The organism is Candidatus Krumholzibacteriota bacterium (genome assembly GCA_034520215.1).
In the GTDB taxonomy this organism is placed as follows: Bacteria; Krumholzibacteriota; Krumholzibacteriia; order Krumholzibacteriales; family WJIX01; genus JAGHBT01.
Window position 1 is genome coordinate 55,160 of the sequence record JAXHNR010000002.1, and the last position, 26,758, is coordinate 81,917.

A 26,758-nucleotide genomic window follows, 5' to 3' on the forward strand; every position below is an offset into this window, starting at 1 on the left:
AATTATTATAGCGGTTTTTCGTTCTTCGGAAACTTTCATCGGGGGCATGGATTTTAAGGTTGCATATGTTCATAATAGATCTTCCGGATGACTCGGATTCGGAAATGACAAGCAATACCTATTCAGCCGGTATAGAGCTGTACCTTAAGGCGAACCTGTCATCAGAAGTACAGATACTTCCTGTGGTCAATGTTTCATATGCACAAACTTCATTTGAAATTGAGAGTAGTTCCGGTTTCGTCAGCAGGGGAGACGTGGATGATGCCCTGATAATGGCAGGTGCAACATTACTGATTAAAATGAACTTCGCTATCACACCATCAATTGCCACTTTCAATGATTCCAGATCATGGGGGATTAATTTTCAATATATCTTCTAAAAAATCATGAAACTAAAAAGAGTCGGAAGTTCATCCCGGCTGTTATGGTGTGAGCACTCCCTGGAATCAGCGACGCTTAAGAGAACGGAGTGCCGAATTGCCGGCAGGTTATCTTTTGATAAACGGCGCCAGAGCGAACGACGAGATCCGCTGATTAAGCATCACCGGTGTAAAATAAAGCCCGCCCGGAGTATATATCCGGGCGGGCTTTCTGATGACAGATATTTCAGTTCATACCTAGAACGCTTCAGCCACGAACAGGCAGCTGTTCGCCATCACCTTGGCAGAAGAGTAATAGGTCTCATTCAACCTGGTTGCGAACATGTTAAGAGCGATTATATTGCCGTCAGCATTGATCGCTATGGCATTCGCTCCTCCCAGGTCAGTGGCAAGAAGGGTGGCACCTGAATCCAGAGGAGGATCTGAAAAGTTGGAGTTTGACCAGTACGTCAGGTTCTCGACATCCGCCCCGTTGAAAATCGGATGTATGGGTATGGATACAGAGGAAGGGTCTATCTGCCTGTTTCCGCTTGTTCCGGAGGCATCGGCAAGCTGGAAGGGCGAATATCCGGATGTCATTATTTCCCCTCCGAGCGCCCAGTTACTGGAAAAACAGAACTGGGTCATCACCAGGCCTCCGCCGTCATCAACGTATTCGGCGAGGATGTCACCCAGTGAGTCCGCTTCGTAGGGCACGTAATCGGTGTGAAGGAAAACTACGTCGTACTCTTTCAGGGCGGAAAGCTCCGGCAGCAAACCGTTAAGATACATGTAATTCAGCTCGGTTCCTATGGGGAATACCTCCAGCCCGGTGGCCTGGATTATGATATTTTCCAGTGAGCCAGTTAATGCTGGTCCGGCCACCAGTACTTTTATCGGCTGAGGGGATCCCGGTTCCCCCTCAGGGCCGGCAGGGCCGGTCGCACCGTCTTCTCCGCTGCAGCCGGTAACGACAAGTGCGAAAATTGCCAGTATTGTAAGCAATGTGTTTCTTCGAAGCATTATTCAGTCCTTTCTCTGATCCGATAATTCCGGATCTAAAATGGTAAGCGTCAGATATATAAATACAGCTGTTTGCCATAACCCCGCGGGATGAATAGCGTTCGTTTGTTCGTCTGGTGGGGATGTCAGCTATGTGTTGTGAGGCTTTTTTCGAATTGTAATGCTTGACAGCTATTGATTCATAAATCAGCTCCTTTCCTGATTTTTTAACCAGAAAGATTTATTATTAATAATCAGATGCAATTATCGCATTCCCCGCGGCAGTATACAAGATAAAATTAAGGTTGTTACGGGAATGATCAGGAAAAATGAAATGGTCAAGGCTCCCATCACAGCCATGTCCCGGGAGAGCGTTTCTGGCTCCACCGCAAAAGGATGAATCGTTCCGTCCTTTGTGTAGCGCTTGAATCCCGCGGCATCGCCTTTGACCAGCAGTTGAAGAATCATGTCCTTGACGGACGCGGACATGTTTTTGGGAGACGTCATGCCGTCGCCTCCAGGTACGGTCGCATCACATTTTCGACCCGGCAGATCTTGGCGTGTCTGAGCAGCTCGCTATCCTAACGGAACATTATCCCGAAGTTACCGTCGATAGTCTAAAAACGATGTTCAAAGGGGTCAGTGATATAGCTCGTGAGGGCATACGTAATGAAGGACAGCAATATGAATCCTATGCCGCGATCACCCATCCCCGTATTATAGTCTTTGAGACGGATTAACTGGAGGCGGCGGGAATCGAACCCGCGTCCGAGAATACCGCAACAGGGCTTCTACGTGTGTATCCCGTTGCTAAAGTTTCGCTTCCGAACTTTCCAACAGGCATAAAGCCCGGAAACTAGATCCCTAAAGTTTCGCCTGCTTTCCGGGAACAGAGTCCACAGACTAGTCAGCAGTTATCGACGCCCAGCATTCATCCCTGATGACTCAGATGAAGTGAACGAGCTGCTTGTTTTTAAGCAGCCAATGCCAAATTGTCGTTGGCAATTGTGTTTTGCCACCTGTTTAACGAGGTACGCGATGGCAACCTCGACACGCTTCCCCTGCCTCATCTATCCCCGTCGAATCCGTTCGCCCCCATAATTGAGGTTTATCTCTAATTTAAATATAGCCCCAATACGGGGAAATGTAAAGCCCTGACGGCCGTGTGCGGCATAAAAAATTTTCATTCCTAAAGAGGGTTTGCTCTCTCCAAAAAGACTGTTTTATTCAAATTTTAAAAAATAGATCCCTGAATATAGTTGTTGCTTTTCTTCGGAGAGGGTAATACAATCAGCGCTGAATTAATTGTAACCTCGAAGGACTTGATAAAAGGAGGAGAGTCAATGAAGAAACTGACTACCCTGTTGTCAGCGGTGCTGCTTTTGGCAGTCTCGGTATCAGCGGCGGATCTGCCTTATCTTGATCAGCTTCCCCCTCTGATAGAAAGAGATGTGCTTTTCGGCGATCCCGAAATAGCAGGCGCGAAGATATCGCCCGACGGCGAATATATATCTTTTCTGAAACCTCATAAAGATGTTCTCAACATATGGGTTAAAAAATTTCACCAGCCGTTTGAAGAGGCAAGACCTGTTACGGCAGATACAACCCGCCCGGTTAGAAGTTATTTCTGGACTAAGGACAGCAAGTATATCCTCTATATCCAGGACAAGGGAGGAAATGAAAACTTTCATATCTACGCTGTTGACCCCGCCGGACAACCCGCTTCGAAAATGGCTGTGCCCCAAGCGCGGGATCTTACTCCCGTGGACAGCGTAACTACAAGAATATACTCTCTTCCTGAAGATAAACCGAATATAATATATATCGGTCTTAACGAACGCGACCAGCGCTACCACGATATCTACCGTCTGAATATAGACACCGGCAAACGTGAACTGGTAAGGGAAAATAAGGAGAAGATAGCCGGATGGGTATTCGATCAGGATGACAACCTCCGGCTCGCCGTAAGGCAAACAGATGACGGCGGCTCAGAAATCTTCCGTGTTGACGGCAAAAACCTGACTTCCATCTATAAATGCACGAACGAGGAGCAGGCCAGCCCGGTAGCTTTTCACGAGAACGGAGAATGGTTCTACATGTCGACAAACAAGGGAGAGGATATTAATCTTTCCCGGCTTGTCCTCTTTAATCCGGAAACACTCGAGGAAAAACTTGTTGAATCAGATCCCGAAGGTCAAGCTGACTTCGGCGGAACAATATTCTCAGACAAAACAGATGAACTCATTGCCACATACTATGTAGGAGACAGGCTCAGAATCTATTGGAAGGATTTCAAATTCAAATGGGCGTATAAAAGACTGAAGCACAAACTGCCGGACGGCGATATATACATGGGGTCGTCCACGAAAGACGAACGCTACTGGATTGTCGCTACGACAAGCGATACTGATCCCGGGGCCAGATATCTCTATGACATGGAAAGAGGAAAGGTGGAATTCCTCTACCGCGGAAGACCTGATCTCCCTGTTGAATATCTGGCGTCGATGGAGCCGGTATGCTATAAATCAAGAGACGGCCTGTCAATACACGGCTACCTGACAACCCCCAAGAATGTTGAAGCAAAAGACCTTGCCCTTGTCGTTAACCCGCACGGCGGGCCCTGGGCGCGAGACCACTGGGGCTACAATCCCTACGCTCAGTTCCTGGCTAACAGGGGATACGCGGTCCTTCAGATAAATTTCCGCGGTTCCACGGGTTACGGCAAAGAGTTCTTCAACGCCGGAAAAGAGGAATGGGGAGACGCCATGCAGAATGACATTACCGACGGCGTCAATTATCTTGTCGACAAAGGCATTGTCGATCCCGACAAGGTGGCCATCTTCGGCGGATCCTACGGCGGCTACGCCACTCTTGCGGGGCTCGCGTTTACCCCGGATCTTTACGCGGCCGGCGTCGACTACGTCGGAGTATCCAACATTATAACCCTCCTTAAGACAATCCCCCCATACTGGGAAACGGCTCGCGCGTTCTTCAACGAGCACGTCGGCAACCCGGATGATCCGGAAGACGCCGAAAGACTCCGCCGCCAGTCGCCCCTTTTCAGCGCTGAAAAGATCAAAGCTCCTCTTCTTGTCGTCCAGGGCGCGAACGACCCCAGAGTGAAAAAGGCCGAGTCGGATCAGATAGTAGTCGCGATGCGCGACCTTGGAAGAGATGTCGAATATATAGTCGCCCCCGACGAAGGACACGGCTTCGCGGGAGAAGAAAACCGTATGGCCTTCACCGTGGCTATGGAAAAATTCTTATCGAAGCACCTCGGAGGGCGCTTTCAGAAATCTGTAGCTCCGGAAATCATCGAAAAGCTAGACGCGATTACTGTTCCGGTTGACAGCGTGTCCATGCCGGAAACCCCCAAGGGGTATGAATCGGCAAAATCTGCCGCTCTGCCCGAGGTCGAACCTGAAACCATAAGCGCCATGGATCTGAAATACAAGATAACGGCTTCTGTGGCGGGTAATGATATTGAGCTGAGCGCCGAGAGAAAGATAGAAAAATCAAAAGTCGATAAAACGCCTGTCTGGCTCATAACAACAAGTCAGCAGAGCCCTATGGGCAAGGCAATGGATAAGGTCACCCTGAGACGCGACAACCTCCTTCCCGTAAGTTCAGAGGTAAATCAGGGGCCCGCCAAAATTATTTTAAACTATACCGAGGAATCTATTTCAGGAAACATTAATATGAGGGGAAACGACATCCCTGTCGAAATCGAATTGGAAGCTCCCGTATTCGGACCAAGCTCAGCGGTTGAAATAGCTCTGACAGCTCTTCCTCTCGCCGAAGGTTATAAGACAACCTACCGGGTTTTCGATATAATGAGCCAGAAGGTTAAGGTTTATTCTCTCGAAGTCACAGGAACTGAAAAGGTGATTCTTCCGGCAGGTGAATTTAAAGCCTTCAAACTCATATCCAAACCTATGGACGATGAGCCCGGAGGCGGCACATACTTTATCACCAGAGGAAAAGAACGACGCTGCGTCTTAAAGAGTATACTCCGGCTTCCGCCTCAATACGGCGGCGGAACGGCCACAACTGAGCTTATGGAAATCAAGTAGCCTGCGTCTTGTTTTTCTAAGATCTCTGCCTCTCGAATAAAACCAAAGGCCCCTCATAATGAGGGGCCTTTGAGCTCACGGGCTCTTATTTATTTTAACGGCACTCTTAATGCCAGTTTATTCAACTTGCCCGGTATCAGCTCTTATCGGGCGCGCCAGGTTTTTCCGGAAGCTCGGGCTTATCCTCTTCGATCTTTTCCTTCAGATATTCAATAGCTCTTTCAAGCTGAGGATCCCTTCCGTCAACTACAAGGTCAGGCCTGTTTTCTACTTCTATATCCGGCTTTACTCCGACATTTTCAATTCCCCAGTCACCCGACATCTCGTAGAATCCTATTGTGGGAACAGTAACCATCCCTCCGTCAATCAACGGAACATGTCTGTTCATCCCTACGAGTCCGCCCCAGGTTCTTTTACCGATAAGAGGACCGAGCCCCGCCTGACGGAAAAAGTACGGAAAAGCGTCTCCTCCCGATCCCGCGTATTGATTTATAAGACACGCCATGTGTCCCTCGGGGGCGGTTCCCGGGAATTTGCCCGGTTTCCCGTAACGCTGAGCCCACATACTTGTAATCTTCCTTCCTAATCTTTCAATGAAAACGGTTGGAATCCATCCACCGCTGTTATACCGAACGTCGATCACCAAACCTTTCTTGTTGGTCTGAGAGTAAAAGCCCCGCGCGAACTCCTGAAGTCCCCCCGTGCTTGTGTTCGGAACATGCAGATAACCAATATCTCCGTCTGACGCTTCAAGCGTTTTCTCCCGGTTGCTCTTAACCCAGTTGGCATAGCGCAACGCTATATCGCTGCTGGAAGGAACGACGGTGTATTCTTCTGAATCTTTGCCGTCCGGATTGTCGGCTATCTTGAGCACCACCTGCTTTCCGGCAAGATTTTCCAGCATTCTGTGAGGATTATCGGGATATTCCAGCTCCCTGCCGTTAACTGCGAGCAGGTAGTCACCCTCTTCGATATCCACACCCGGCTGATTTAGAGGAGCTTTGTAATCCTCATCCCAGTTTCTCCCGGGATAGATCTTCTCAAAACGATAACGGCCGGATTTATGATCAATCTTATAATCGACACCAAGCAGGCCTACTCCGACTTTGTCTCCTCTGGGCATATCACCGCCGCCGACATAAGCGTGTCCTATACACAGCTCTCCGATCATTTCCCCGATTACGTAGTTAAGATCGTCTCTGCTGGTAAGGGCGGGAAGCATGACTTCATATTTTTCTTTTATATCTTCCCAGTCAACGCCATGCATATTCTCAACATAAAAGAAATCTCTTTCCATCCTCCACGCTTCATCGAATATCTGTTTCCACTCACGCGCGGGAGAAACCTTCATTTGAAGATCGGTATCCAGAACTCCCTCGATGATTGACTGTCCCGGAGAAGCATCTATAATACCAAAGGTGCCCATCGCGCTGTATATTATCTTCTTCCCGTCAGAGGAAAGTTCATACCCGTTAATTCCGCTTATTACGCTCTCAACTTCACGTTCTTTTATGTCGTAATATTTCAGTTCAACGCTTGCCATGCTTCTAACGCTCTGGGCGTTTATCACTATATCCGGAACCTCTACGAAAAAGATTTTGCCGTCTGTCGCCGTAAGTCCGACAAAATTACCTCTTCCAACAGGTAATCCGACTATCCTGTTTCTGATACCTTCGAAATCTATTTCGATGCTTTTCTCTTTATCTTCTTTGTCTTTATCCTTGTCTTCCTCTTCCTTCTCTTTGTCATCTCCCTTATCCTCTTCCTTTTTAATCTCCACCTCGTCACTTTCGGGAGCGAGCAGGGAAGGTGTATCTTTTTTCAGCGTCATCGCGCAAAGGTTGGAGGGAAATACAAAGCTGTAATTGAACTCCTTATCGCCGAACCTGAAATTAAGCATCCGGTCAGAGAGAAAAAAGAGGTATTTGCCGTCAGAACCGAAAACCGGATCATAGTCATTATAGAAATCGCCCGTAAGCTTGTATGATTTTCCTTTATCTATAGAATACACATATATCGATCCATAACCGTTATCACCGCGCTTGACATAAGTAACCCACTTGCCGTCTTTAGACCAGGAATAATCATTTATGTCTCCCCAGTCGTCCTCGGCTATCTCATGAAGCTCCTTTTTGTCTATATCAACATAATAGAGCTTGTAACTCTGGTCATGGAGAAGAAGCTTTTCGCTGTCAGGAGACCACAGAAGATCAAAGGGATAGTTGCGCAGCTTGTTGGTTATCCTCTCTGTTTTGCCCGTTCCGTCCGGCTTCTCTATATAGATTTCGTACTCTCCTGTTTTATCCGAGAAGTAGGCAACCCACTTGCCGTCGGGCGAAAAGGCGGGGCAGCGCTCACGTGTTCCTGAAGTAGCCGTTAAATTACGCGGTTCTCCTTTTTCAGCCGGGACAGTAAAGATATCGCCTCTGGCTCCAAAGGCGGCTCTTTTACCCTCTCCCGAAATACCAAACGACCGAACCATCTTGGCCGCGTTAACATAATGGGGGCGCTTCATCGTAAGTTCAGCGGGAACGTTTATCGATATCCTCTTTGTCTTTTCCGTTTCGAGGTCAAGTACGTGAATATAACCCGCGTTTTCATAAACAATGGCCCCGTCACCCAAACTGGGCCATTTGACGTCATATTCTTTGTGGTCTGTTATTTTTCGAATCTGTCCCGACGCGCGGTCCATACAATAAATATTCATTGTATGTTCCCTGTCCGAGACAAAATAAATCCTGTCTTCATACCACATAGGGAAGGCATCAGTACCTTCGAATTTCGTCAACTTTTCAGATTTGTTCTTTTCTAGATCATATAACCAGATATCCTGAGCCATGCCGCCTCGGTACCGCTTCCACGTTCTGAACTCTCTGGACATTCTGTTGTAGGCAATCTTCTTGCCGTCCGGCGAATAGGATGTCAGCTCCCCCTCAAACAGAGGTAGCGTTTCCGGATAACCTCCATCTGAGCTGATGGTAAAAAGACGATTGTAACGAGGTCCGGGATTGGTTTTAGATACCCTTGAACTTCTCAGAAGGACTTTCTCACCTGAAGGATGCCAGTCCACAACCAGATCCCCGGAAGGGTGGTATGTGAGCCTTTTCGGCGTTCCCCCCAACGCGGGAATCGTGTAAACATCAGAATTTCCGTCATACGAACCTGTAAAAGCTATGCTTTCCCCGTCAGGTGAAAATTTGGCCATTCCTTCACCGGAAATATGTGAAGTCAAATGTCTGGCGAGCCCGCCTTCCGAGGATACAGTCCATAAATCTCCTCCGTAAGTAAACACTATCATATCCCCGTGTATATCAGGATACCGCATAAGGCGGCTGCTTTCTTCGGCTATCGAAGGAACAGCCGCCATAAGAACAAGTATGACGACAAAAGATACCAGTCTCTTGCTCATACAAAACTCCTTTCATATTTGAGGGAAACGCCCTCCGGAATAACCTCGGATCCGGCCCGCTTTTCCTCACCAAAACAAACAATTCAGTATAATAAAAATACGGCAGATAAAAATTCTATACATATATACTACTCATAAACTTGAAAATTGTTTCACACAAATTTATTAATTTTTGCATTTTAATTAAACCTGAGAGCCTGAATCCAGACCCCAGAGCCGCGGCTTAGAGCTAAAACCTGTCTCACTTATCCCGCTGAAAAAAATTAAGCTGCTATTATTTAAAAGGTAAAACATTACAAATATTCAGTAAATAAAGAAAATGAGAAATAATTGTCGCATTATTTCTCATTTTTTCGTAACTTATAAAAAATTCTGCTTTAACCTGAAAGGAGCCGAGATGACGGAAGAGATGAAGAAAACCCTTAAAGATTCAACCCTTATGCGCTGGGTTATTCTGTTTATGGTGAGCGCGCTCATGTTCGCCACCTACTGGTTTCAGGATTTCTATTCAGGACTGAAACCGTTGATGGAGAGCCAGCTGGGTATTACATCGAGCCAGTTTGCCACCATGATCAGTTTTACTACCATCGCCAACCTGCTTGGTATGATTATACTCGGGGGCATTATTCTCGACCGCTGGGGAATCAAACTGACAACGGTAGTTTTCGGTTCGGTTGCAGCTCTTGGCGGCATTATCAGTGCGCTGGGCGCAAATGATGTCATTTCCAGCGATCCTGGTACCCGTCTTGTGATCTTGACCATCGGAAGGCTTGTCTTCGGCATCGGGCTTGAAATCACCTGTGTGCTCATTACCCGAACCATTGTCAAGTGGTTCAAGGGATATGAACTCGCTTTGGCCATGGCTATTAACATGGGTATCGGACGTCTCGGTTCCGCCATTGGAACGGCTATTTCACCGGAAATCGGCAACGGTTATGTGCCGGCGGCAGTGACACTTGCCGCAACCCTTATCGGTGTCGGATTCATCTTGATGCTCATCTACCTTATCTTTGACATGAGAATCGACAAACAGCTGGCTGCGCGCAACAAAGAAGCAGGTATTGTGGAAGAGGAAGAGCCGTTCCGTTTCGATGATCTGAAGAAGCTGTTTACCAACAAATCATTCCTGCTTATTGCCGGACTCTGTGTTGCCTTTTATTCGGCGGTCTTTCCCTTTATGCAGTACGCTCCCGACCTGCTGATAAACGAGTACGGATTCAGCTACAAGCTGGAGTATAACAGTAACGAAGAACTCAGACAAAAGATCAGTGAAGGCGCCGAAGACTCTGAGCTCTATCAGAATGTACTCGATAAACGGCAGGAAAGAATCGCTTTGCAGAAAAAAGCCTCCACGCTCTTTGCCGAACTGAAAATCAGCTCTACTCTGTCAACGGCAGCGAGGGCGCGATGCTGGAAGTCGACCCTGTCACCCTGGTTAAAAAGTTGAGTCCGGATCAGCTGGTTGAGCTTCAAGGCATGGTCACTCAGGTAAAGGTTAATCAGGATAATTATAAGAAAATCGATGATGAGCTGGCTGCTCTCGAAGAGAATCTTGCCGGCGGTTCGACCATGACAAATGTGATGATTTTTCTGCTGCTTTTTGTTTTCGGCCTGCTCTTTCCATTGCTGCCGTCAAATATCAAGAGCAAAAAGGGCAAGGCGCTGGCCCTTGGTGTTCTTTCGGTGCTTTTTGTTTACTTTATCTATTCCTACCTGGACGTGTTCGGCCTCTGGATTGTGAACGGGCCCAAAGCAGCAGCATTTCTGCCCATGGGCACAATTCTCTTTACCCCGATTTTCGGCCGGTTGGTTGATAAAAAGGGCAAGGCAGTATCTGTGATGCTGATTGGATCGGCACTGCTGATCTTTTCCCACTTTACCTTTGCCTTTATTGACAGTACCGCGCTTTGCTATGTAAGTCTTTTCAGCCTCGGCATCGCCTTTTCACTTGTACCTGCCGCGATGTGGCCTTCGGTTGCCAAGATCGTTCCGGAAAGACGGCTCGGTTCTGCCTATGCCGGTATGTTTACCATCCAGAACTACGGACTCTTTATCTTCTTTAAGGGTATCGGAACAGTTTTGGACAAGGTTAATCCCAAGGTTGTTGAATCGACCCAGACCATCCGCTCGGTCATGAAGAGTGTGGGTGTTCCAAACGGGCAAATCAGCGATAATATTCAGTATCTGCGCGACGTGGGCCAGATTCAGCCCTATAATTACACAATACCCGTAACCCTGTTTATTGCATGCGGCGTGATTGCCATTTTTCTGGCACTGCAGCTGAAAAAGACATCAAAAGAGATGGGCTACGATCTTGAAAAACCTACAAATTCATAGATTGTAAGTGTCAAAATGGTCGGTTTTCTGGGAGTGTTCATTCGAGTGAACACTCCCTTTTCAGTTGATGCCTGCCGCGGGATCCGCGCTCGATGAAGTATGGAGTAAATAAGGGGATAAACTATTTTTTAAAGGCGCGCGGAGCAAATGATCCGCCTTTATCCATTAACGCCATACGCTCGAAGTAGTGTTCCATTCCGGAAATAATTCTTATTCCAATTTTGCCGTCCCTGTCCACAAAAGCCGCGGCGGCTTTTCCGTCCGGCCGCCACGCGGGATTTCCTTCACTCATGTCAGAACCCGCGAGCTGAAGAACGTGTTCGCCGTCGGAGCTTATAAGACATATATTAGTACTCCCCCAGCTGCTTCTTGTCATCATCAGGTATCTGCCGTCAGGACTCCAGGCGGGAAGATAAAGTGCATCCCCGGCTATCTCAACAAGCTTCATGCCGCTCGAGGATCGGTCATATACAATCAAACCTTTCCCCTTTCGTATCCATGCGAGCCGCTCGCCGCCGGGCGAAATAACAGGGTAGCCGTTAACCCCGCTTCTTGTGATACGGGTCAATTCCCCGCTTCCGAGATCCTTTATCCAGATATCACTTCCCTTAGCCCTTGTCGAGACAAAAGCGATTTCCTTACCGTCCTTCGACCAGAACGGATGCATATCAACGGCCCTGTGTGAAGTGACACGCTCCATTCCCCCTGTCAGATGACATATATAGATATCGACGTTATCCCCATGCTTTAAGGAACAGATTATACTCTTCGAGTCCGGCGACCAGGAAAAAGGCCCTTGAAGGGTTTCCAGTTTTATCGCGGGGTTAATTCGAGCGCCCTTCGGCGAAATAAAGCAGATTTCAGAGCGGCCGTAACGGTCAGTTTTCCGGTAAGCGATTTTTTCTCCGTCCGGCGACCAAGTCAATCCATATAATTTCTGCCCGGTTGACTCGATAATTTCCTGTCTTACAAGAGGTTCGTATTCCGGGTTTCTTTTATACAAAGCTAATAACCCCGGTTTGAAATAACCCTGGGAGTATCGGAATTCACCCTTTATAAGAGCCCCGTCGTATAAAAATGCCCTCAGAGCCGGTCTTAACTCGTGAATCAGTTTTTTATGACACACAAGATATTCGACATTTTCATCTATAAGATAATCCATAACTTTATTGTACTTCGCCACTGGAATCTCAACATATATCCCTCCGCCGTAAAAGGCCAGATACGGTTTCCTGTCCGCGATTTTATCCCCCGGCCTGACATACTCTCTGAAATGGCGGCCCGTATCTTTCGCCCATTTAAAGCCCTTTGCCACCGGTTCTGTCAGCTGATCTCTGTTAATCACAAGACCTGAAAGAAAGGAAATAGAGAGCAGTGTATATACCGCTATTTTGAATCTGTGTTTTCTGACAGTTGAAAGGCCGATCACGGCATATATAGTAATGGCCGGGATATATGGAAAAACGAGCCTCGTTTCTCTTCTTACCGTAAATAACGGATAAATCAGAAAGGGAACGAATGAGGCGATAAGGAACCCCCGCTCGCGATAAATCCCGTAAAGAGCCAGTAAAAAAAGTATTACAGTAACGTGACCTATTAACAGACGGAATTCCCCGGGGACAGTTTCAATATAATCTGTGATAAGGTTTTTTTCTCCTCCATCTTCGGCTCTCTCCCTGAGAAAGGTCTCCTTCTCCTCTGAATCAAGCCAGTTTTCACGTCCTTTCCAGGTCTTCGCGTGAGTACCGAAGAATTTTGTTTTCGAAATAAGAACCGGCTTCCCGGCGATTCGGGATTGAATGGCGACATTAACAGAATATACTATAGAAAACCCCGCTAGAAGCAAAAGCAGCCGTTTCAAGCGCCTCATCCTGAACAAAGCCAGAACGCCCAAAACCCCGAGAGCCTCCGGCCTGGTTACGGCAGCTAACCCCAGCAGTCCCCCCGAAGCTAAGTCCTTCCTCCTGGCGAAAAAAAGAAGACCGGTAAAAAGCCAGAAAACATATAGGCTTTCCGACATTGTTATCATCGACATCCTGAGCGCCAGCGGAGAGAAAATAACCAGAAAAGCCGCGAGAATGGCTTCTGTTTTCCTCACATACTCCCGGGCCAGTTTATATACAACAACTGAAAGCCCAATCCCGGCTAACATCGAAACTATCCTGGCGGCGAGAACGCCGTCTTTAAGTAACGGGATAAGTGCTGCAATCAGAGCGGGGTACCCTATAGGAAAAGGGCTTGGAGGGAATGATTCGCCGAGTATAGACCTGGCGTCATGTATATAATAGGTCCCGTCATAGGTGACCATGTCAAAGAAGTTAAAAAAGGGTATTCTGATAAGAATGCCCACTACTATCAATATCAGATAGATGTTTCGTTCTCTTAGATACGGGCTTTCAACTGTTTTATCGTAACTCTCCGGCATTTTTCTTTGCCCTTGTAAACTTAATATTCACCCTCATTGTTATAATAATACTCCATTTACTATGGTGCCGCGAATTTAGAATGTTAACCCGGCCGCGCATCTATCCGAATCTCTTGTTATAACACCGCGCTTTACAGAGAAAAGCCTGTCCGCGGAAGCTATTCTGCCCATAATTTCGAGCGAAAGATTAAGGTAGTCCTCCATACCGTAACTTCTCGGACGGTGACTGAATATATCCTTTCCGTAACGCGGCGATTCAGCCAGGGCAATATTCTCCCGTATCACAGTATCAAGAAGCAAAGCGCCGTAGTGTTCCTTCAAGCTTTCCAGAACGGCGCGGTTCAACACTTTTCTGCCGTCAAAACGAGTAGCTATCAACCCGCCTATAACCAGGTTCGTGTTCAACTCCGTCATAACAGATTCTATTCTTAATATCAGATTTTCCAGACTCTTAAGTGCAAGGTGCTCCGTCTGAAGCGGTATAAATACCCTTTTGGAAGCTGCCAGGGCGTTGGTTGAAACTAATCCCAGACTTGGAGAGCAGTCGAAGAGAATGTAGTCATAATCTTCGCTTACTCCGGAAATTGCTTTTCTGAGTAAATACTCCCTGTCTACTTTGTTTGCCAAAACTGCCTCGCCCCGTTCTAAGTCGAGGCTTGAAGGAATAACCGAAAGAGACAAACGCGAAATATTACCTTCTATGGATATACGCGCTCTTAGCGGCCGGGTGATTATCGCTTCACGCGCATGAGCTTTTCCGCTCATTACATCGTATATTGTTTTATTTATTTCGTGTGTTTCGATACCTAAAAAAGTTGTAAGATGACTTTGGGGATCAAGGTCTACGATAAGAACCCTTTTCCCCAGTATCGTTAATCCCGCCCCCACATTAGCAACCGACGTTGTTTTACCGACACCGCCTTTTTGGTTGAGAAATGCTGCGGTTTCTGACTGATGCATGTTACCTCCCTGGTGAAATTGGCAGTTCAAGGATCAGTTGACAATCATTCTAAAAGCACTCTCAGAGTGCTTGAAAACTAAAAGTTGGAACCGGAGAAATTAAAATCTCAGCTTCCAACAGATTACAGATTATATATTCTCTCTTAAATCGGCAGTTATTTCAATATTTTTTCTGCTGGGGTTTCACTTATTCCTGACGCTTCCCTTTATCCCGGTCACTTATCACCTTATCAATCTCCCGAAGAAGGGCGTCTAAATAATTTCCCCTTAACACCTTTTGTTTCTTTCCCTTAGCAAAAAGCACCGCTCCGCCGGCAGTACCCGCTATACCAACATCCGCCTCTTTCGCCTCTCCGGGGCCGTTAACCTCACACCCCATCACAGCTACAGTTATCGGGCCCCGCCTCGAAAGCATCTCTCTTTCCAGAAGGTTCGCTATCTTTAAAACATCCAGATGTGCCCTTCCGCATGTTGGGCAGGATATTACCTCAGAGGCATCCTCCCTGAGCCGAAGAGAGGAAAGCAGAGCCGAAGCTACGATTACTTCATTTACCGGGTCACCCGAAAGAGAAACTCTCAAAGTATCTCCTATACCTTCAGAGAGAAGCAGAGTCAGCGAAACAGTCGATCTTGTAGCCCCGCTTAGAACAGGTCCCGCTTCAGTGACTCCTATATGAATGGGGTAGTCGCAAGCTGAAGCAAAGAGTCTGTTCGCGTCGACATTAATCGCCGGATCTGAGGATTTTATACTGAAAAGCAGGTTTTCAAATCCGATGCTTTCCATCATTTCAAGAGACCCGGCCGCGCTTTCAAACAAAGCCCTTGCCGGATCTGTCCTGTAGAGGGACAACAGGTTTTTCTGCAGACTCCCGGAATTAACCCCCACTCTTATAGGAATTCCGGAATCTTCCGCGGCGCGGGCTACTTCTCTTACTTTCTCTCTTCCCCCTATATTTCCTGGATTGATCCTCAGCCCGGCAACCCCCTTCCCGGCGGACCGCACGGCAAGCTTGAAATCAAAATGAATATCGGCAATAACCGGAATGGGGCTTTGTTTACATATATCCCCTATAACCTCTATGTCGTCCTGATCTTTAACAGACACCCGTGCAATCTCGCATCCAGCTGAGGCAAGTTCGTTAAATTCCTTCAATACGGCGTCCTTCTCTTTTGCGGCTCGAGTGCTCATCGATTGAATAGAGATAGGGGCATCTCCTCCAACGGGGATATTTCCGTAATATACCTTCCTGGTCTTTCTTCTTTCCGCTGTAATTCTTTCCGGTAAAGACGCTTTATTCATTTTTCTTCCACTCCCGCGAGTTCAGGCCCAGCGATTCTTCTGTTCCCGACTCTTTTTGTATATCCCGCTCCATCGAGATGCTCAAGAATCGGTACGGCGAATTTACGGGAAACTCCTAACATTTTCTTGAATTCACCTATATCGAGTTCATTATTATCCGCAAAATGATCTCTTAAAATACCGACAATTTTACTAATATATTCAGAGTGTATATATCCCGCCTCTTTGATTCTAACTACTGATTTTCTCTCGCGGAGAATATGTAAATATCCTGCCAGCAATTCTATTTTATATTCTCCAGCGAGCTTCTTTTCCGACGGAAATTCAAAACCTCCCGACAAAATCAGCTTTTCTAACTTCATAAGGGAGTTTTCTTCATCCGCCGACAGGGTTCTCTCGGCGCTGCCGTATCTTACCAACCCTTCCCTGGAAAACAGCCGCCCTTCATCCCGGCCTTTTTCCAAAATAAAATCAAAGAGCTGATTACTGTCCAATCGAAGTCTCGCTCTAAGCTCTTCCTTATCCATACCCCATATTAAATTATTTTCTTTCAGAAAGCTTTCAAGAACAGTTTTAAGTTCATTTTCCTTCTCCGTCACATTGCGGGAGCTGACAAGAAGCCTTCCAATTCTATAAATATTTCCTTTGCTTTCAAGTTCTCCCGTAACCGCGTCTATTTCCTTAGGGTCAATGCCGAATTTTTCGATACTTCCCGGCAACATTCCCCTTTTCCCCTCTCTGTTAATCAGCATCTCTACTATTTCCTTATTGCTTCCATCCTTTAATATCTTCAATTCTTCTATAAGATCCTCGCTGAAGTTTTTTGTTTTAGCCGGCAGAGGATCAAGAATCATCCCGCCTCCAACCACACGCATCGGCGAATATGTTCTAAGCACAAACCTGTCCCCCCTCATTGCCGCGGCGGGCTTCTCGAGTCTTAGCTGAACGAACCCTTTGATCCCCTTTCCCAGCTCTTCTCTGTCAAGCAGAACAGCCCTGCACATTATCTCGCCCGCGGCGTGATGGAACCTCAGCCGCTGCCTGTTCTTTATTCTCGAAGCGGGTATCATACCAACTTCCACGGACGCGTTAACCATGCTGGATACTTCCAGTTTTCCGGGTGTCAGGATCTGGTTTCCTATTGAAATTTCATTTGATTTAACACCGTGGAGGGCCAGCGCCACCCGCATACCGCTGCTGCTTTTCTCAAGGGAATCGTCGAAACTTTGAACTTCCCTGACTCTGACCTTTTTCCCCGGCGGTTCAACTACAAGCTCGTCTCCTGAAGCCGCCCTCCCGCTCCAGGCGCTGCCGGTTACTATGGTACCGATGCCCGTTTTTGAGAACACCCTGTCGACGGGCATCCTAAAGAAAGAGCCTCTTCTCTTTTTGTTAATCCCGCCGGCTTTATCAGTTAGCGCCTGTTTCAATTCATCGAGCCCCTCACCCGAAACAATCGATGTGCGGACGATAGGAGAATTTTCAAGAGGGGTGTTTTTTATAAGATCCGCCGCTTCACTTTCAACTATCCCGATAAGCTCCGGATCAGCTAAATCAACTTTTGTAATAACGACTATGCCGTTTTCAACACCAAGCATTCTCAACACTTCAAAATGTTCTCTTGTCTGAAGCATCACACCTTCATCAGCGGCGATAACAAATATTACAAGGTCCACTCCCACGGCGCCCGAAACCATATTCTTGATAAATTTCTCGTGTCCCGGAACATCTATTATACCGGCCCTTATCCCCTCACCCAGATCAATCGGCGCGAACCCGAGCACAATCGAAATACCCCTTGATTTTTCTTCTCTAAGACGGTCGGTTTCTCTTCCGGTCAGAGCCCTTACTATTTCTGTTTTACCGTGGTCCACATGCCCGGCTGTTCCAATTATAATATTCTTCAATTTAGAACCTTATTCCCTGTATTTTCAATCTCCCACCCTGGTAATATCCGCCCCCAGCGACGCGAGTTTTTCTTCTATCCTTTCGTATCCCCTGTCAATATGATATACCCTCAGCACCTTTGTTTTACCCCGTGCGGCCATCCCCGCGAGAATCAAAGCAGAACTAGCCCTTATATCCGTGGCCATTACGGGCGCGCCCGCGAGTTCTTCGACCCCGTTTACAATCGCGACTCTGCCGTCAATATTTATATCCGCCCCCAGCCTTTTAAGCTCAGGCACATGAGTGAACCTGTCCGGATAAATATGTTCAACCACTGAACTCGCTCCATCCGCGAGACATAGGGCAGACATCATCTGCGCCTGCATATCCGTTGGAAATGAAGGATAAAAACCCGTCTCCACTTCAACTGATCTGATCTTTTCAGGCGCTTCAACTACAATCCTGTTTTCGTAAATATCAATTTCAGCCCCGCATTCTGAGAGTTTATCAAGAATCGCGTGCATATGATCCGGATTACACTTTCTAATCTCTATTCTCCCTCCGGTAACGACCGCGGCCGCGGCGAATGTCCCCGCCTCGATCCTGTCGGGAATCACCCTGCAGTTAAACGGAGATAAATTCTCAACCCCTTCTATTTCGATTCTCGATGTTCCTTCTCCATTAATTTTTGCTCCTGATTTTCTCAAGGCTTCGGCAAGATTGACTATTTCCGGTTCGCGGGCCGCGTTCTCTATTGTTGTCGCTCCCCGGGCAAGGACCGCCGCCATCATAATATTCACCGTTGCTCCGACACTTGGAACAGAAAGTACAATATCCGCTCCATGAAGCTCCTCGGTGTAAGCTTCGATATAACCATGATCTATCTCGATCTTTGTTCCGAGAGCCATAAGTCCCTTAAGATGCAGATCAATCGGCCTGGGCCCCCAAGCGCAACCTCCGGGAAGAGAAACTCTGGCATGCCCGCATCGCGCGACTAAAGGGGCCAGCACGTAGATAGACGCCCTCATAGTTCTAACCACCTTATAGGGAGCTTCCTCCGATTCGATTTTAGAAGCGTCTATAACAAGTCTTGATCCCTTAAAATCAATATCTACCCCTAATCCCTCAAGAAGTTCTGACATAGTCGCGGTATCCCTAAGATCAGGAACATTTTCCAGCACACATCTGCCCTCGGTTAGAATCGTGGCGGCCATAAGTGGAAGCATCGCGTTTTTAGCGCCGCTCACATCCACGCCCCCTTCAAGTCTGCTGGGTCCTCTTATAACAAAACTGTCCATACTTTTTCCCCTCTAGCTGCCGGCATATACCGCTGTCACTACGCGGTCAAGCCCGTTAAAATCTTTTGCTGTTTCAATTCTTTCGTAACCTGACATCTCACAAACGCTCTCGACGTAAGCGGCCAGATTATTCCCTATTTCAACGGCTAAAACCCCGCCGTTATTTAAATGAGAAAGTCCGGCATTGATTAAAACGGGATAGAAGTCCTTTCCTTCATTCCCGCCATCGAGGGCTGTTCTGTTTTCATAGCAGGAAACTTCCCTCTGAAGGGAATCAATTTCATCCGTTGGTATATATGGAGGGTTGGATATCAGAAGATCAAATTTATGCCTCTCATCCAGAGAATCGAATGTTGAGGCAACGAAGGGTTGTATCCGCCCGGAAACTCCCAGAAGATCGAAATTCTCTCTTGCCAATTCAACTGCTCGGCGGGAAACATCAAACCCGACACCCCGCCAGCCCTCGTGCCTCCGGGCCAGAGTGCCGGATATAACACCTGTTCCAAGCCCAAATTCAAGAAAACGGACAGAGGATCTATCCCCCAGCATCTCTTCGGTCCGTTCTATCAGCAATTCTGTTTCCGGCCTCGGTATAAACACTCCTTCACGCACACGAAACGGAATAGAGAAGAATTCAGTTTCGCCGAGAATGTATTGAAGCGGAAAATGTTTCGACCTTTTTAATAGATCCGCGCGGTAAATTTTCAGTTCTCTCTGATCAAGAACGGTGTCAAAATCAAGATATAGATCCATTCTTGTACAGCCCCTGGCTTTCGCCAAAAGATATTCGGCGCTCAATCGAGGTGATTCTATGCCGCGCTTAGCAAGGTATTCTTCTGATAGCTTAACCGCGTCCATCACCTTCGGCGGCATACTGCCTTTAAGCCGCCCTTTTTCCACTGACACTCCTTTCGAATACCACTTCTAACTCTTTTCACGGGTTTTTTCTATCTCTTCACTTAATTTCTTTTCTCTTTCCGCTAATAATAACGCTTCGATTATTTCATCAAGATCTCCATCCATTACACTTTTTAGATTATGTGTTGTAAAGTTGATCCTGTGATCACTTACTCTTCCCTGAGGATAATTGTAAGTTCTTATTTTAGCGCTTCTGTCTCCGGACCCGACCATACTCTTTCTCTTCTTCGCTCTTTTTCTATCCCGTTCCTTCTTTGCCTTTTCGAAAAGCCTTGCTCTTAGAACCTTCAAAGCCTTGTCTCTGTTTTTATGCTGTGATTTTTCGTCCTGGCAGCTGACAACCAGCCCTGAAGGGATATGCGTAATCCTTACAGCTGAATCGGTCATATTGACACTCTGCCCTCCGGGCCCGCTCGCTCTGAAGACATCGATCTTCAAATCTTTCTGATCAATTTTAATATCTATTTCCTTAGCCTCCGGCAGCACCGCGACTGTAACCGCCGAAGTATGTATCCGGCCCCCTGATTCAGTTTCGGGAACTCTCTGCACCCTATGCACACCGCTCTCAAATTTCAACTTTCCAAATGCTTGTCTGCCGCTCAGCATGAAAATCAATTCCTTGAAACCACCCGCTTCCGAAGGGTGGCTGCCCATAAAATCGAGTTTCCATTTGTGTTTCTCAGCATACAAACGATACATCCTCGCGAGGTCTCCGACAAAAATCGCCGCTTCATTGCCTCCCGTGCCGGCTCTTATCTCGAAAATAGTGTTTCTTGAATCATCAGGATCTTTAGGTATAAGCAGTAAATTGATCTCCTTCTCAAGTTTCTTTATATCCTCTTTAATTTCAACTATTTCCATTTCAGCGAATTCAACAAGTTCCGCGTCGTCAGAATTTTCAACTACTTCTTTATCTTCTTGCATCCTTTTTTCAAGCTCAAAATAGTTCTTTATCTCAGCAACAGCTTCTTCCAGGTTGCTTCTTTCCACGGCTAGGTCGCGGTAGACTGACTGATTTCTTATTACTTCCGGATCAGCCATCTGCCGCGTTATCTGATCGAAACGATCGAGAATAGTGTCGTACCTTTTTTTGTTGTTCATCTGTAATGCCTCCATAAGACTCTACAGAGCAATTCTAACCCTGTCCTCAAAAAAGGTTTCCAGCTATACATCACTCTAAAGAATTTTGCCGCTGTATTCCAGAAAAATGTAAAATTATAATCACATTCGGCATTGATAAGCCCCCGGCTGTAATAGCAATCAGGATGCGCGTCAATCAATCAACACAGCGGAAGCGTCCGCGGAATGCGAATTAAAGGAAGGAAGTTAAACTTATTTCTTCTTACCGTCCGCTTGTTTTTTTCTGTAATCGCCATATTTACGGTGAAATCTTTCCACGCGTCCCGCTGTATCTACAAGTTTCTGCTTTCCTGTGAAAAAGGGATGACAAGATGAGCAAATTTCCACGTGTATATCTTCCTTTGTGGAACGGGTCTCGATAACATTACCGCAAACACAGGTGATCGTAGTTTTCTTATAGTCAGGGTGAATATCTTTTTTCATTTTCAGCTCCAAAGTTTTTATTACATTTCAACTTCACGGGTACATTAAATCTAATGAGACTCTATCCAATATACAAACAAAATTTGCATTTTTATTTTATCCGCCGGATACGGCAAAGGGTCATCCCGCTATTCTAAACACCCTTAATCGAATAATTACCAAATCTGCAGCACGTAACCGATCTCACATTATGTGTTCATCGACTTAAGAAATCCGGCATTGCTTTTTGTTTTCTTTATCTTTTCAAGGAGGAACTCCATGGCTTCAACGCAGGTTTTGTCGCTTAGGAATTTCCTTAATATATAAACCTTATTTATCACTTTATCGTCAAGAAGCAGTTCCTCTTTTCTTGTTCCCGAACGGAAAATATCTATCGCGGGCCAAACCCTCTTGTCAGCCAGCCTTCTGTCAAGCTGTATCTCAAGATTACCGGTTCCTTTAAACTCTTCAAAAATAACTTCGTCCATCCTGCTTCCGGTTTCAATAAGAGCTGTCGCGACAATAGTCAGACTTCCCTGTTCCTCTGTGTTTCTCGCCGCGCCAAAGAAACGTTTCGGTCTCTGCAGCGCGTTTGAGTCAACACCGCCGGATAATATCTTTCCAGAGTGCGGGACGACTGTATTATGCGCTCTGGCCAGCCTGGTAATACTATCGAGCAGAATAACAACATCTTTCCCGTGTTCAACGAGGCATTTTGATTTCTGAATAACCATATCAGCCACGTGGACATGTCTGTCCGCCGGTTCATCAAAGGTTGAACTGACTACTTCTCCGTGAACAGAGCGTTTCATATCAGTTACTTCTTCGGGACGTTCATCAATCAATAGAACAATCAAGACAATCTCAGGATGATTTGCCGTTATGGCGTGCGCGATTTTCTGAAGCAGTATCGTCTTTCCCGTTCTGGGCGGAGCTACGATAAGAGCCCTCTGCCCTTTCCCGATTGGAGTAAGAAGATTCATAAGTCGAGCGGAAAGATCCTTAGGATCATATTCCAGATTAATCATCTCCTCGGGATAAAGCGGCGTTAAATTATCAAAGAGTGTCTTCTTCTTATTTTGTTTGGGTTCCTCTCCATTTACAGCCTCAACTCTCAATAGAGCAAAATATCTTTCAGAATCTTTCGGGGGTCTGACCTGTCCGTAGATAGTATCCCCGGTACGCAGGGAAAACTTTTTTATCTGTGAAGGCGAAACGTATATATCATCAGGCCCGGGAAGATAATTGTACGAAGGGGATCTAAGAAAACCGTACTTTTCCGGTAGAACCTGCAGCACTCCTTCATTAAAAATATGTCCGTTTTGTTTGGCTTGAGCCGCAAGAATTTTGAACATTATTTCCTGTCTGCGAAGACTGCTGGCCTCACTTATCTCCAGATCTTCGGCAATTTTCATTAATTCTTCAATTTTCTTGCTTTTCAGTTCTACTATATCCATCAGCTTTAGCCCCTTTTGCGTTAATCCTTATGCTTATTTAAGTTGAGAGGTAAAATCTCTTGTTCCCGTCAAATAAAAGCTAACCATTTACTGTGTAAAACAAACCCTAAGAGATATCCCGTAAGCGAAGTAACCTCAAAGCGAAAAGAAATTACCAATTAACTGTCACATGAGATCTCTATGGAATCATTTTTATTAGCGGTAAATACTTCTATTCCAATCCTCTTGCATTCAGACGAATCTAATCATTTCTACAATTATCTGAAGGAGAATCAAGAACGGTAATGAAACGACATTCAAATCTGTGTTTATACTACCCTAACATAACCCCCATGTCAAGTAAAATTGGAGCAATAATCTTCATAACAGCATTTTTCACCGCTTATTAATAACCTTACCCGGCCAGGAGCTCTTAATATTTAAATCAATCTACTTAATTGATCAGAAGATTCAAGTAATTCTTATCCTTCATTCTTCTGGACCTCAAGATATTTTCTAAAGGTTTCTTCCGCTTTTATCTTGAACCCTTTTTCCTTATACGCGAGACTTAGAATCTGCCATCCTTTCGGATCTCCCGGCGCTATCTTTTGCGTATATTCTTCTCCAAACATTATAGCCTGATCAAACAACTTCGCCTGATAGTATGTCAAAAGAAGACTATAAGCGGCCATTTTGTCTTTCGGCTTGACCCTGTGAGCACTTTCGTAAGCTACGATAGCCTTATGAAACTTTTTCTGCTTGCGATAGACAAGGCCGAGATTATGGTAAACAGCGTAATTTTCCTCGCCGCTTCTTTCATACGCGTCAACGGCAATTTCATAAAACTTAGCCGCTTTCGCCCATTCTCCTTTTGCGCGGAAATCCTCTCCGGTACCCTCGATACTTTTAACCTTGGTCGGATCCTCATCAATTAGAGCTTCGAAACTCTCGGCAGCCCTGTCTATATTGCCCCGATCAGCTTCAATCCTCCCGATAATGGAAAGCGCGTTCGTATAATCCTCATGTTCTTTATCCAGGCGCAGCCGCAACGAATCAGTTGCTTCATAGCTTTTTTCCAGATAAACAGAATCCTCATCAGAAAGTGTAAAGGCAATCGTTACAAGCCTCAACCAACTCTTTAACCTTCTCGGATCAGCGTTAGTAGCTTTATCAAATTCTTTAACAGCGCCTTTCAAGTTGCCAAGCTGATACTCGCTTAATCCGTTATTATAATGCCCTGCCCAATTCGATTTTATATTATCTTCCACAAGTTTTTTTTTGTTGGGATCAAGCTCCGCCGCTTTTGTAAAATTTTCATAGGCCAGTCTCATGCTGTCCTTCTTACTATAAGAATATCCCAGCTGATAATACGCTTCAGCGTCATTAGGGTTTTTCTCCAAGCCAAGTTTAGCGCTCTTTATAGCCTTGTCGTAACTTTGAGTCTGATTATGCAGCATAGCGCTTGTCGTCTCTACGCTCTTGCAGCCATATAGACCGCCAATCACAATAAGGACAGCGGCAACTAAAAATAATGACTTTCTCATCGGAACTGATCCTCCTTTTTAAACCATAGTAAAGCTGATTGAACCTCACACTTGACAAATAACAAGATCACAATCTTTTAAAATAAAGTTGCTTCTGTAAAAATTACTGCTTCAACAAATAAATCCAATTGTAAAATGAACATCTTAATATACTTGATTACCGTTAAATTAGTACTCCGCCGCTTTCCTGTCAAGTCTCTTTCCGGCTTCTTAAATCAATATTACAGGGTGTTAGATTTCCATTTAGAAAAAAGTTACAGGGTCAACATCCCAACGAATCTCCGTCTTCTTGAAATTTGACACACCTTTTACGGCCGTATCTATCAAGATTCTCTTCGACTTCGAATCAAAGGTACCCTTAATCAGAATATGGTACCTGTATTTGCCTCTTAACCTTGCAATCCGGGCGGGCGTCGGGCCGAGAAAAGAAAGTTCTCTTTCCAAATCAAGATCACTTAGCGTCTCATAGATTTTGTCTGAGGCGGTTCGCGCTCTATCTTCAGAAGTTGACATTACAGTAAATAATAGCAGGTCTGTTTCAGGAGGATAATTCAGCTCCCTCCTCAAAGAAAGTTCAGTTTCCGCAAAACCGTCAAAATCATGATCTATTAGATAATTGAAAAGATAATGCTCGGGAGCGTAAGTCTGAACCAGGACTCCCCCCCCCTTCTCTCCCCTTCCAGTCCTGCCCGCCGCCTGAGAAAGTAACTGAAATGTTCTTTCGGCCGCCATAAAATCCGGGAAATTAAGTCCGGAGTCAGCCGACAGAATCCCCACGGTTGTAACATTCGGATAATGGTGTCCCTTCGCGACCATTTGAGTGCCCAGAAGCAAGTCGGCATCTCCCCTGGCAAATCTTTCCAGTATTTCGCTGTGACCATCCCGTTTGGATGTCGTGTCAAAATCCATTCTGGCAATCCTCAATCCCGGCATAATATTTGATAATTCCACCTCCACTCGCTGAGTACCGACACCGGCATGAGATATCTTATATGACCCGCAAGCCGGACATTTCTCCGGATAATCATCTCTATATCCGCAATAATGACAGATCAAACCAGCCCCGCGCGTGTGATATGTCAGTGAAATAGAACAATTAGGGCAGGTGTCTATCCACCCGCATTTTCGACATTGAACAAAATTCGCGTGTCCGCGCCTGTTAAGCAACAGAATAGACTGTTCTCCGGCCGCGTGACTTTTCGCGATAAGATCAAGCAGTTTATCTGAAAAAACCTGCCTGCTCCCGCGCATATCGACTATTTCTACAGGCGGCATCTCGCCCCCCGTCGGCCTGGTCCGCAGCTGGAAATAGTAATCTCCGGAATTCTTGAATTGAAAGTATCTTGGAAGAGACGGGGTAGCTGAACCCATCAGCAAAACCGCGTTTTCATTTCGAGCCCTGTAGAACGCGACGTCAACAGCGTTGTAGTGGGGCTTTTCCTGCTGTTTATAAGATGCGTCCTGCTCCTCGTCAACTACAAATATTCCAAGGTCTTTCATAGGAACAAAGACGGCTGACCTGGGGCCTATCACAATATCAAGCTCCCCCGTGGAAGCCTTTTTCCATATCGCGTATCTTTGAGCGCCCGTCAGCCTGCTGTGCAGTACAGCCACTCTATCTCCGAAGCGTCTTTTAAACCGTACTGTAATCTGAGGGATCAAAGCGATTTCCGGTATTAACAGTATTGCTCTTTTTCCGTAATTAAACGCCTCCTCAATACACCGCATATACACCTCTGTTTTGCCGCTTCCCGTAACCCCATGCAGCATAACACTCAGATGCTTCCCCTCTTTCATCCCTTCTGTTACAACCTCAAAGGCTTTTTCCTGTTCATCATTAAGTTTTGGAGAGTTTATTTCCCGGGGGAAACTTCTTTGTGAAATTTCTTCCGGGCTGAACCGCTGTTTACCTGTAATCCCCGCGGGAAGCATTACTTTTAGAATTTCACCTATCGGATGAAGATAATAATCAGCCATCCACCCCGCTAAATCAAGCAACTCTTCATTTATCAAAGGAGTTTTGTCAACGAGGGCTGAAAGCTCCCGTATTCTGAAATTTCCCCGGGGTTTACCGCAGAATGAAAGAATATAGCCCGTCAGCCCCCTTCTTCCAAACTTCACCTTAACCCTGCAGCCGGGATTGACCAATTCCGCCATTTCCGGCGGAACTCTGTAAGTAAAAACCCTTTTTACGGGAACCGGCAAAACAACGTTGACATATTTTTTTTTAAGATCTTCAGCTTCCATAGCAGACAGGAGTATATTATG

General features: G+C 46.2%; 19 protein-coding genes and 1 other RNA gene. 5 read left to right on the forward strand and 15 right to left on the reverse strand.

What is annotated here, in order from left to right:
• Positions 1–59 precede the first annotated feature (59 nt).
• Positions 60–380, forward strand: a complete 321-nt coding sequence (locus tag U5O15_06970; GenBank protein ID MDZ7860392.1) for a hypothetical protein — start codon at positions 60–62, stop codon at positions 378–380.
• Between the two features lie 237 nt (positions 381–617).
• Here U5O15_06970 and U5O15_06975 read toward each other — a convergent pair whose 3' ends face one another.
• Together U5O15_06975 and U5O15_06980 are read right to left on the reverse strand one after the other, a co-directional pair.
• Entirely contained in the window at positions 618–1,382 is a 765-nt protein-coding gene (locus U5O15_06975; GenBank protein MDZ7860393.1) for a hypothetical protein, read from the reverse strand.
• Between the two features lie 243 nt (positions 1,383–1,625).
• The gene (locus U5O15_06980) at positions 1,626–1,868 is read right to left on the reverse strand and encodes a hypothetical protein (GenBank protein MDZ7860394.1); all 243 of its coding nucleotides are present in this window, start codon (positions 1,866–1,868) and stop codon (positions 1,626–1,628) included.
• A gap of 53 nt (positions 1,869–1,921) precedes the next feature.
• On the opposite strand from U5O15_06980, the gene U5O15_06985 reads away from it, so the two are divergent.
• Entirely contained in the window at positions 1,922–2,101 is a 180-nt protein-coding gene (locus U5O15_06985; GenBank protein ID MDZ7860395.1) for a hypothetical protein, read from the forward strand.
• Here U5O15_06985 and ssrA read toward each other — a convergent pair.
• Positions 2,100–2,458, reverse strand: a transfer-messenger RNA (tmRNA) gene (ssrA, locus tag U5O15_06990). The genes U5O15_06985 and ssrA overlap by 2 nt on opposite strands.
• A 246-nt stretch (positions 2,459–2,704) precedes the next feature.
• Between ssrA and U5O15_06995 the strand changes: the two genes are divergently transcribed.
• Positions 2,705–5,434: a prolyl oligopeptidase family serine peptidase gene (locus U5O15_06995; GenBank protein MDZ7860396.1), complete on the forward strand. Its 2,730-nt coding sequence runs from the start codon at positions 2,705–2,707 to the stop codon at positions 5,432–5,434.
• Positions 5,435–5,570: 136 nt separating this feature from the next.
• On the opposite strand, the gene U5O15_07000 is transcribed toward U5O15_06995, so the two are convergent.
• Complete coding sequence (locus tag U5O15_07000; GenBank protein ID MDZ7860397.1) at positions 5,571–8,843, reverse strand: PDZ domain-containing protein; 3,273 nt, start codon at positions 8,841–8,843, stop codon at positions 5,571–5,573.
• A 319-nt stretch (positions 8,844–9,162) separates the two neighbouring features.
• Between U5O15_07000 and U5O15_07005 the strand changes: the two genes are divergently transcribed.
• Positions 9,163–10,290, forward strand: a complete 1,128-nt coding sequence (locus U5O15_07005; GenBank protein ID MDZ7860398.1) for an MFS transporter — start codon at positions 9,163–9,165, stop codon at positions 10,288–10,290.
• Positions 10,251–11,180 carry a hypothetical protein gene (locus tag U5O15_07010; GenBank protein MDZ7860399.1) on the forward strand — a complete coding sequence of 310 codons (930 nt, stop codon included), beginning with the start codon at positions 10,251–10,253 and terminating at the stop codon, positions 11,178–11,180. The genes U5O15_07005 and U5O15_07010 overlap by 40 nt, the downstream gene beginning before the upstream one ends.
• A 121-nt stretch (positions 11,181–11,301) precedes the next feature.
• On the opposite strand, the gene U5O15_07015 is transcribed toward U5O15_07010, so the two are convergent.
• The 11 genes from U5O15_07015 to priA all read right to left on the reverse strand — a co-directional run bounded on the left by U5O15_07015 (position 11,302) and on the right by priA (position 26,737).
• A complete protein-coding gene (locus U5O15_07015) occupies positions 11,302–13,605 on the reverse strand; it encodes a glycosyltransferase family 39 protein (protein ID MDZ7860400.1) in 2,304 nt (767 codons plus the stop codon).
• A gap of 75 nt (positions 13,606–13,680) precedes the next feature.
• The gene (locus U5O15_07020) at positions 13,681–14,565 is read right to left on the reverse strand and encodes a ParA family protein (GenBank protein ID MDZ7860401.1); all 885 of its coding nucleotides are present in this window, start codon (positions 14,563–14,565) and stop codon (positions 13,681–13,683) included.
• A 187-nt stretch (positions 14,566–14,752) separates the two neighbouring features.
• On the reverse strand, positions 14,753–15,865 hold the full coding sequence (gene ispG / locus U5O15_07025; protein ID MDZ7860402.1) for a flavodoxin-dependent (E)-4-hydroxy-3-methylbut-2-enyl-diphosphate synthase: 1,113 nt from the start codon (positions 15,863–15,865) through the stop codon (positions 14,753–14,755).
• Complete coding sequence (selB, locus tag U5O15_07030; protein ID MDZ7860403.1) at positions 15,862–17,772, reverse strand: selenocysteine-specific translation elongation factor; 1,911 nt, start codon at positions 17,770–17,772, stop codon at positions 15,862–15,864. The genes ispG and selB overlap by 4 nt, the downstream gene beginning before the upstream one ends.
• 24 nt (positions 17,773–17,796) lie before the next feature.
• Complete coding sequence (gene murA, locus U5O15_07035) at positions 17,797–19,050, reverse strand: UDP-N-acetylglucosamine 1-carboxyvinyltransferase (protein MDZ7860404.1); 1,254 nt, start codon at positions 19,048–19,050, stop codon at positions 17,797–17,799.
• 12 nt (positions 19,051–19,062) lie between these two features.
• Positions 19,063–19,950 (reverse strand): peptide chain release factor N(5)-glutamine methyltransferase, encoded by an 888-nt coding sequence (prmC, locus tag U5O15_07040; GenBank protein MDZ7860405.1) that lies wholly within the window; start codon positions 19,948–19,950, stop codon positions 19,063–19,065.
• A 24-nt stretch (positions 19,951–19,974) separates the two neighbouring features.
• Positions 19,975–21,069 carry a peptide chain release factor 1 gene (gene prfA / locus U5O15_07045; protein ID MDZ7860406.1) on the reverse strand — a complete coding sequence of 365 codons (1,095 nt, stop codon included), beginning with the start codon at positions 21,067–21,069 and terminating at the stop codon, positions 19,975–19,977.
• A gap of 231 nt (positions 21,070–21,300) precedes the next feature.
• On the reverse strand, positions 21,301–21,531 hold the full coding sequence (gene rpmE, locus U5O15_07050; protein ID MDZ7860407.1) for a 50S ribosomal protein L31: 231 nt from the start codon (positions 21,529–21,531) through the stop codon (positions 21,301–21,303).
• Positions 21,532–21,719: 188 nt separating this feature from the next.
• Positions 21,720–22,967: a transcription termination factor Rho gene (gene rho, locus U5O15_07055; protein MDZ7860408.1), complete on the reverse strand. Its 1,248-nt coding sequence runs from the start codon at positions 22,965–22,967 to the stop codon at positions 21,720–21,722.
• Positions 22,968–23,428: 461 nt separating this feature from the next.
• Positions 23,429–24,490: a tetratricopeptide repeat protein gene (locus U5O15_07060; protein ID MDZ7860409.1), complete on the reverse strand. Its 1,062-nt coding sequence runs from the start codon at positions 24,488–24,490 to the stop codon at positions 23,429–23,431.
• A 243-nt stretch (positions 24,491–24,733) separates the two neighbouring features.
• Entirely contained in the window at positions 24,734–26,737 is a 2,004-nt protein-coding gene (priA, locus tag U5O15_07065; protein ID MDZ7860410.1) for a primosomal protein N', read from the reverse strand.
• Positions 26,738–26,758: the final 21 nt, after the last annotated feature.

Coding starts and splice junctions, on each gene's coding strand:
- U5O15_06980 (MDZ7860394.1), bottom strand. CDS start 1,868: ATGACGTCTCCCAAAAACATGTCCGCGTCCGTCAAGGACATGATTCTT.
- ispG (MDZ7860402.1), bottom strand. CDS start 15,865: ATGAATAAAGCGTCTTTACCGGAAAGAATTACAGCGGAAAGAAGAAAG.
- rpmE (MDZ7860407.1), bottom strand. CDS start 21,531: ATGAAAAAAGATATTCACCCTGACTATAAGAAAACTACGATCACCTGT.
- U5O15_07015 (MDZ7860400.1), bottom strand. CDS start 13,605: ATGCCGGAGAGTTACGATAAAACAGTTGAAAGCCCGTATCTAAGAGAA.
- rho (MDZ7860408.1), bottom strand. CDS start 22,967: ATGGATATAGTAGAACTGAAAAGCAAGAAAATTGAAGAATTAATGAAA.
- priA (MDZ7860410.1), bottom strand. CDS start 26,737: ATGGAAGCTGAAGATCTTAAAAAAAAATATGTCAACGTTGTTTTGCCG.
- U5O15_07010 (MDZ7860399.1), top strand. CDS start 10,251: ATGCTGGAAGTCGACCCTGTCACCCTGGTTAAAAAGTTGAGTCCGGAT.
- U5O15_07020 (MDZ7860401.1), bottom strand. CDS start 14,565: ATGCATCAGTCAGAAACCGCAGCATTTCTCAACCAAAAAGGCGGTGTC.
- U5O15_07060 (MDZ7860409.1), bottom strand. CDS start 24,490: ATGAGAAAGTCATTATTTTTAGTTGCCGCTGTCCTTATTGTGATTGGC.
- U5O15_06995 (MDZ7860396.1), top strand. CDS start 2,705: ATGAAGAAACTGACTACCCTGTTGTCAGCGGTGCTGCTTTTGGCAGTC.
- U5O15_07005 (MDZ7860398.1), top strand. CDS start 9,163: ATGAGAAATAATTGTCGCATTATTTCTCATTTTTTCGTAACTTATAAA.
- U5O15_06975 (MDZ7860393.1), bottom strand. CDS start 1,382: ATGCTTCGAAGAAACACATTGCTTACAATACTGGCAATTTTCGCACTT.
- U5O15_07000 (MDZ7860397.1), bottom strand. CDS start 8,843: ATGAGCAAGAGACTGGTATCTTTTGTCGTCATACTTGTTCTTATGGCG.
- murA (MDZ7860404.1), bottom strand. CDS start 19,050: ATGGACAGTTTTGTTATAAGAGGACCCAGCAGACTTGAAGGGGGCGTG.
- prfA (MDZ7860406.1), bottom strand. CDS start 21,069: ATGAACAACAAAAAAAGGTACGACACTATTCTCGATCGTTTCGATCAG.